Here is a 7705-nt window from a genome sequence, read left to right on the forward strand (position 1 = left end):
AAAGCGCGTGACCTTGCCCAAAGACGTGGCTAGCTCGATGCTGAATCGATCCGGGCTAGCCCGTGGGGCCGCAGCGTTGAAGGTGTTTGCGCTGGCAGCGCTGGGCCGAGTAAGCCGGTGAAGGCCGGTGAAGGCCGGTAGCCTGGGCGCTGTTGGAAGTGAATCTGCAGCCGTCTAACGGATAGGAAATTCAACCGCCCCACGCCAAGTATGAGGCGCCTGGAACGGTTGACCGATTCTTGACGCTCAATCGGGCCGATTCTGATCGGGGCCGTGAGGCCGAAGAATCGCCTGTAAGTCGCAGTGGAGCAAAACGGTCGGCGAACCGAACGTCTGCTGTGCGGCGCTTGTTCGAAGCCCGGCCTAGCGCAAGCCGGGACATTTCGAGGGAAATGACAGTGTGGCAACTCCGTGCACCTAGCCGCCGCCACCACTGCGCATCCGAAGGACAGGTAACACCTTGGGCGGCATGGCGGTGTTCGGCATCAACGGCGTTGTGCTTGGGCCGCTGATAGCCGCCATGTTCATCGCGGGTTGGCACCTGCACGGCAAAGCCCGTGAATAAGGGGCGTCCAGCCCCTTCACACGTTGAAACGTTTTGCCACGAACTGCCACAGCATGCGCGAGGCATCTGGCCCTTGCGGATCACTGAAGGCCCGCTTGGGCGCCCCACCACTCCAGGCGTGGCTGAGCCGGGCCACTTCCACCCAGGCAACCACCACTTGGCCGGCATGTTGGTATTCGGTCAGGCTGAAGGGATAGCGCTGGCCGCGCTGCATCGTGCGGACCGGGCCCGCGCTGGCCAAGCTGGCCGCAGCCCAGCCTTCGGCTGCAGCTCGGCCATTGGCGGGCACCACCAGAGGATCGGCCTCGCCCTGGATCACCAGCAGATGCGGCAAGCCGGCCGCACTGATGCCTGACCCACTTTGCAGCGGCTTGGCGACACGGCGGCCGCGCATGGCGGCCAGTGCCGAAAGGCTGTTGTGGGCTGCGCCGACGGGCACGCCCGAATGCATCACCACCGCCTTGAAACGCTCGGGGTGGCGCGCGGCCAGCAAGGCGGCCATGCTGGCGCCCGCCGACAGGCCCACCACAGCTACACGAGCCAGGTCCACCGGTTGCCGCAGGCCGAGCTGGTCGATGGCCTTGATGATCAGCGCTGCTTCGCCATAGGCCCGGCCGTTGTCGGTGTCGTACCAGTTCCAGCAGCCCTGCGGATTGGCAAGCCGGTCTTGCTCTGGGTAGAGCACCAAGAATCGCTCACGCCGGGCGATGGCGTTCATGCGGGTGCTGGCGGCGAATTCGGCCGCGTTTTGACCACAACCGTGCAACATGACTAGCAATGGCCGGGCCTCCTTGGCCGCAATGCCGGGCGGTCGGAACAGCCAATAGCGGCGTATTCCCCCTAAGCCACTGACCACACCGCCCAGCCATTGGCCCGCACCCGGCGGGGGCCGAGCGTTGGTCCGTGCGACTGTCTTGGCCCTCGCCCCTGATTTTGCGCTGGCCTTCACTGAGCGTGTCAGCGCCGACACCCCTGCTCGGGCGGCCCGCCGACCCAACGCCGTGGCATTGCGCTGGAACGCTTTGGCCCAAGCGGCGCTCAGCGAGCGCTTGGCCATGCTGCACGGCGGGCCGGCGCGATGCTAGCGCCGGGTCCTGCTTGATCGCGTGGCCGCTGCGCTCGATTTGCACCGTGGCGCGGGCTGAGGACATGGCGGCAGGGCTTTGAAAGGTGATAGGGGTGCATCGCGCGTTGATCGCTGGGGTTTTATCTAGGACCAAGGTAGGCCGGAGCCTTGACGGCGTCTGTGTTCTAGCGCACGCCACGCCGCCAAGCCCCGCTGCAAGAGGGCCTACTCGGAACTCTCCTTGCCGAACTCCTAGCCCGCCAAGGGGTCGGCGGATACCGCAGCGCAGTAGCAACCACCCCAGCGAACGCAGCGCCGCGCCGCGCGGCCAATCTAGCACGCCAGGAGTCATTTCCTTATTCGTCAAGCCAGTCCGCTTGTTGATTGAGAAGACTTGTGTGCAGGCTTTGTGCGACGCCGTCCGAAAGTGGGGGCGAGAGACTCGTCCGGGCACTTTGAAGTTGGATGCAAAGGTCAGGAACGTGCTTGAAGCGGGGGCTTGAGGTTGCCTTTCCTTCTGCGGCTCTAGACCCGTTCCTCACACTCGCCGAACCAGATTGGCAGCAGAGATCCTGTCGTACGGTCCGACACGCAGCGACAGGTCACTCCCGACCGGTGGTCTTAGATCACCGGCCGGGCCGAAGAACGGAGCAAACTTTTTCTTTCAGCCGCCCCTTCTACCGCGATAGCCAAAAAGCATGAATGCCACGACAAAGGCCACGAGGATCAAGCCAATTGGGCCAAGGCCCCAACCCATGCCCATGCCCCAATACAGCCCGCCTCCGCCACCAAACAACAACAAAAGCACAATCACGACAAGTAATAGATCCATGGTTTTCTCCTACGCGCTATGAAGCTTTGACTTTTCAATCGCAGCGGCTGATATGCCGAATTCCAGCGCCGCCGGAATCCCGCCGGGGGGGCAAGCAAGCGGCCATCGTCAGGTTGTTACAAAGCTCACTGACCGTTTTGGTCATGTCACTCGTTTCATAGCGTGCCTGTGAGAACAGGAGTGGCTACTCGCCGCTGCAGTTCAGGCCCGACTTTGCAAGACCCTGACGAGACCGAGAATCCGCCCATCCCTGTCTTGAGTCCGTGCGATGCCGTACGGAGCCAAAAACATCAGCCATTCCGAGCACACCTGCGCGAACACTCCCGTCCGTTCGCAAGCAAGACGCCCGTCTGAGTTGCAACTGGGTCAGGTCGATCGCCGGACAGCAGTCCGGGCGAGCGCACAAGCATGGAAATTGCGTGCCGCGAAAGCCTAGGCAACCCTAGATGGCAAGCTTCGAGCTGCGTCATGAGGCAGCAGCCATGGCGTCATTCAAGGTGGGTTCTGTAATAGGCGCTAGACCCAACCGGCCCGGCGCAATCGGTAGTAGACAAGGACGTATCCCCGTGCGGTCGCGGCAACGGCCATCGGATAGCTGCGCAGTCATCCCGAGCTGTAATGTGCTGCGTCAGTTGGATGAACGAGTCTCGCGGATTCGTTGGTTCGAGTAAATTAGTCCTATGACCGTAGGAACTTCATTTAATTTACAGGATCTGAGTTGCAAAATTCCTACGATTGTGGGAACTTTCTTGTAGCTGGTGGCGTCAGACAGTAAAGTTCCTGCGAATGTAGGAATTTCTTATGAGCATCACCATTAAATCTGTTGCAGACCTTGGTTTGGCGGTTCGCGCCGTACGTCGCAGCGCCAAGGTCCGTCTCGATGACCTCGCTGCTGTTGCAGGTGTCAGTAAGCAATTTGTGAGCGATGTGGAGTATGGAAAGCCAACTGTTCAGCTAGGGCTTGTTCTCAAGCTGCTGGATGAATTAGGTATTCCGATTCAACTCGACATCCCTCAAGACGCGAACGCCGAGCTCATTGCGCTGCAGCAACAAGGAGGGCCGCGCCGCTCGCCCAGCAACGCTGTCTCAGTGAAACGTCGGGCATCCACCAAAAAGAGCCCACCTCGGATCGACCCGCCGGTCATCGAGTCGACTCCGGTGACCATCGACGCAGCAAAGAGTGACGGTGACGCCGATGCGAAGACTTGATGCCTATCTGAACGACCGAAAAGTCGGCACCCTGAGCGAAGGGGACGACCTGTGGCGCTTTTGTTACGAGCCGAGTTGGGTGGATGCACCTGACGGGTTTGATTTGTCACCCGGACTGCCGCGATCCGAGCCGTTTCAGCAAGACGGAGGCAGTCAGCGGCCCGTGCAGTGGTATTTTGATAACTTGTTACCTGAGGAGACCCTGCGCGAGGCTGTGAGCAAGGAGGCTCAAATCAAAGGCGATGATGCCTTTGCCCTGCTTGAATACTTGGGCGCCGAGTCCGCGGGCTCACTCGTGCTGCTGCCTCCCGGGAAAACCTTACCCGCCCGTGGAGAAAGGCGCGCCCTCTCAGACGCCGACCTGTGTCAGCGCATCCAGAACCTGCCACGGGCCACGCTGAGCAGCGGCGCCCCGAAGCGAATGTCTGCCGCTGGCGCACAGCACAAGCTCTTGGTCATTTACCAAAATGACGCACTCTTTGAACCGGTCGGGGCCGAACCTTCTACTCACATCCTCAAACCCAATCATCTGAGCGATGACTATGCGGCGTCCGTCATCAACGAATACATCACGATGAGGCTCGGCCAGACCATGCTGGGCACGGTGCCTGAGGTGTACCGGCGCTACACGCCTGAACCGGTCTATATCGTTGCCCGTTTTGACCGCTACGCCGATGGGCAAGGGCTTACGCAACGGCGGCACATCATTGATGCCTGCCAACTGCTCAACAAAGCGCGCAGCTTTAAGTACAGGCATGCCTCGTTGACGACGTTGGCCGACATCGTGGCCTGCTGCCGCAATCGGGCCAGCACACGCCTGCGCCTTTTTTCTTGGTTGGTTTTCAACGTGCTCATTGGCAATGACGATTGCCACCTTAAAAACCTATCTTTCCTAGTAACGAGTGACGGTATTGAGTTGGCGCCTTTCTACGACTTGCTCAGCACGGCTGTTTATCACACGCGGGCGTTCGCCGAAGAGCGGGCGACTTGGCCGGCGGTCAACATGATGATTCCGCTTCCGAACGCTAGGCGTTTTGGTGAAGTCACGAGAGCGTCGATTTTGGAGGCAGGAGAGGCTTTGGGCCTGCCCCAACGAGTGAGCGAACGTGAGCTCAGCCGCATGATGGCAGTGCTCGTGAAGGCGCTGCCAAACTTGGTTGCCGAGATTGAGGCTGAGAACCAGGGCTGTGCGGAGAATGCCCGACCCTATTTAGGGAACGAGCTGCGGCTCGTTCGAACCCTTCAGCATGTCGTGGTTCCAGAGATACTGGGGCGGATGGCGGCGTAGTCAGCCATGCGTACCGGAATTGGCGGAATTGAGATGGCTCTGCGCAATCCTCCCGAACGGTCGAGCAATGCAGGAGGCTTTTGCTGTTGCATCGCATTCGTAGCGATGTATTGGTGCGAGATGGCAACTTACATACTGAAGGCTGCTCAGTTCGACAGGGCGGATGAAAGCGAGGCCTCAGGTTGCTATACCGCCAACATTGGGCTGACTGAGTCAGTCGGCGTTATCAGGGCACACAAGCCATTCTGAAGAGGGGGGTCAGGACTTGTTTTGAGCCAAAGCGACGAAACGCAACGAAGTCGGGTTCGGGGAGCAGCCGCTCAACGACGACCCGGTGCAGGGCAGTCGCAAAGGCTGCGCGGAGGGTCGAAATTTGTGTCACTTTTTGTGGCGCTCGGATCTGAGAAGTGATGCGTTTGGCTGCGAACTACGAAACGCGGAAAAAGGCGCTGCGGATTCGCGTGTCGTGGTCGCGAACAAAGCCGAACGCATCAGCCAACACATCGGAATTGAGCCCTTGAGCTTCCGGAGACGAGTAGCGTCACCCAAGGGGCGGCCAAGGCGCATTTTCTGCACTGGCTGCGAGTGAGCCCCCGCCGAACAGCGCGGCCGCCGCAACGAAGAACGTCGCGCTGAATCGTGCTGAGTTCCGCATCAAGCCTCCTTGAGTCTTTCTTGCGACTCCCTTCAGGGTCGACAACACGTTTTCGGCTCCCTGACCAGCGGACATTCTCCGCCGCTTTATGCAGCCAGCTTCGTGCCCATTACGGACATTCGCGTCCGGCCTTTATCAAGCAGCTGATGGCCCTGAACGGAATGAGGGCCTGAAGAGACAGCCATTGCGAATCGGCTCGAACGCTGGGTTGTGCCGCACAAGCGTGGCCCCAAGCTGAGAATTCAAGACTCACGGCCAGCTACACATATGAAGTTCAGAACAGAGTGCTGAAGACCGCAATGCCGATCACTGTCACGCAGAACACAAGCTCGACAATCGATAGCTTCCAAATCGCCCGCAATGACAAGAAGCGATTCACGACCCCCTTTTTTTGGGGTGCCTCAGGCGTGCAGGGCATGACTGGCTCATTGCTTCGCATCAAAACTCCTTTGCCGAACAAAGCTCATTCTTTCTTGCGGCATAGCGTTCGAGCTGGGCAGCCCGCGTAGGCGGATACTGTACGCCCGGACTGAGACAACGTACGGAGTACCTAAAGCCAGGCTAACAGTGCCTGCCGTTGCGGGTCGGCTCGAGCGAGGGCTTATGCATCGCCGCGCGGGCTCTTCGGTTTGGGGGCCTTTCCTACAAGAGACTTTCGGGCGAGTAGGAGCCGCTCTGCAAGTTCCGTGACAACCCACTCCTCGGCAATGAGTGAGCCGGAGAAGCGACTCACCACCATCTCACGCCAGACCATTGGCTGTCCTGTGCTTGGGAAGCCCTTGAAAGCCCCTGTGTGAGTAGCGTGCATCGTTCTCTGCCAGGCCACGGTGTCTGCAGACTCAAGGAGGAACTGGACTTCCACGCGCAAGTCAGGAAACGCCCCTCGATACAGCTCAAGGACTGATCGAACCAATGCAGGCCCACCTCGTACGTCTTGATCCGTCATGTGAACTTGATAGTCAGGTGCGAAGTACTTGCCGATGGCTTCAAATTGGCCGTCGCGAAAGAGCGCGGAGGTAGCGCCCAGAATTTGGTTTCGAGCGGGCTGGTTCATATGTGGAAATACGTGTGTTGCGATGCCTAAGGTGCGCGGTAAGCGGACTAGCCAGCGGAACTGGCGCAGGTCCGCTTGACCAACCGGTTATGGGCTTTCTGACTTGCTGTAATCACTCTTCTCCTACCAAGTCTCGGATCGAACGTCTCCAGGCGCGACCTCAAGCATCTCCACGATTCTGGCGACTGGGACCTGAACTATGTGCTGCCCCGCTTCAAACTCAAGCCATCGCGATTCGTCGGAGTCATCGGCTACAACGGTCAGAAGTGAACGGCCGATGCCGGCGATGTCCGCGAACAACTCAAGCTGCTTGCCCGTGTAAACCGTGCCAACCCATTGAAGTCGAACTTCTGGACGAATTACGGTGCGGCTACTCATGACCCATGACCCATGACCCATGACCCATGACCCATGACATGGTTGATGTAATCAGGCTACAAGCGGCCTGCAGCGTGGCTTTGTGCGGCATTTGATGTGCAAAACAACAGCATTAAATAGCAGGCGAAAACCTCACCTAAATTCTGAGCTGCATTCCCAGATGGATTGCTCAGTAGCCACCCAAATCGGTGTAGCGTAGTGCATTGGAGATGCACATGCGTGACCCGTCGATCGCTCCATGGGGGGAACGTAGGCGCAAGGCAACCTCGTCCAGAGCTTGGTCCGCAAACCCGTCAGGTTGCCGCTCTGCAAGAGGTCCAGGGCTAAAGATGCTCAGTCAGGACGACTGCAATGGGCACCTTGCAGTCTGCCGCCACCGTCAGGATCGTGCCCAAAGCCGAAGTTCAGAGAGCCGCAGCACTAGGCTTCCCGCAGTTCTCCAGATTCAGTGATTCAATGACCGCAGCTGCCGATACCGGCCATTGAACTATTCCTCGGACGAATGCCTCTTGCATGAGTCAAAGTTTTGAGGCGACACATAAAGAAGAAAAAACCCGCACTAACGAACTTGCTGCTGAGTCGTGCAATGAATTCCTCCGCCTCCAGCGGCAATGGCGTCGATGTTGAGTTGAACCACTTCGCGACCGTGGAAGTGCTC

6 protein-coding genes are annotated in these 7705 nt (G+C 59.1%); 2 read left to right on the forward strand and 4 right to left on the reverse strand.

The window, feature by feature from the left end; all coding sequences use genetic code 11:
- Positions 1 to 581 precede the first annotated feature (581 nt).
- Positions 582 to 1622: an extracellular catalytic domain type 1 short-chain-length polyhydroxyalkanoate depolymerase gene (locus AABB87_RS22225; RefSeq protein ID WP_341973500.1), complete on the reverse strand. Its 1041-nt coding sequence runs from the start codon at positions 1620 to 1622 to the stop codon at positions 582 to 584.
- A gap of 673 nt (positions 1623 to 2295) precedes the next feature.
- Positions 2296 to 2463 (reverse strand): DUF3309 family protein, encoded by a 168-nt coding sequence (locus tag AABB87_RS22230; protein ID WP_341973501.1) that lies wholly within the window; start codon positions 2461 to 2463, stop codon positions 2296 to 2298.
- A gap of 801 nt (positions 2464 to 3264) precedes the next feature.
- On the opposite strand from AABB87_RS22230, the gene AABB87_RS22235 reads away from it, so the two are divergent.
- A complete protein-coding gene (locus AABB87_RS22235; protein WP_341973502.1) occupies positions 3265 to 3672 on the forward strand; it encodes a helix-turn-helix domain-containing protein in 408 nt (135 codons plus the stop codon).
- Positions 3659 to 4960, forward strand: a complete 1302-nt coding sequence (locus AABB87_RS22240; protein ID WP_341973508.1) for a HipA domain-containing protein — start codon at positions 3659 to 3661, stop codon at positions 4958 to 4960. Before AABB87_RS22235 ends, AABB87_RS22240 begins: the two co-directional genes overlap by 14 nt.
- A 1256-nt stretch (positions 4961 to 6216) precedes the next feature.
- Here AABB87_RS22240 and AABB87_RS22245 read toward each other — a convergent pair.
- The gene (locus AABB87_RS22245; protein ID WP_341973503.1) at positions 6217 to 6669 is read right to left on the reverse strand and encodes an ester cyclase; all 453 of its coding nucleotides are present in this window, start codon (positions 6667 to 6669) and stop codon (positions 6217 to 6219) included.
- Between the two features lie 937 nt (positions 6670 to 7606).
- Positions 7607 to 7705, reverse strand: a 99-nt coding sequence (locus tag AABB87_RS22250) for an agmatine deiminase family protein (RefSeq protein WP_341973510.1), incomplete at its 5' end; no start/stop codon positions are given.

The organism is Roseateles sp. PN1 (assembly GCF_038419725.1).
In the GTDB taxonomy this organism is placed as follows: domain Bacteria; phylum Pseudomonadota; class Gammaproteobacteria; order Burkholderiales; family Burkholderiaceae_C; genus Paucibacter_A.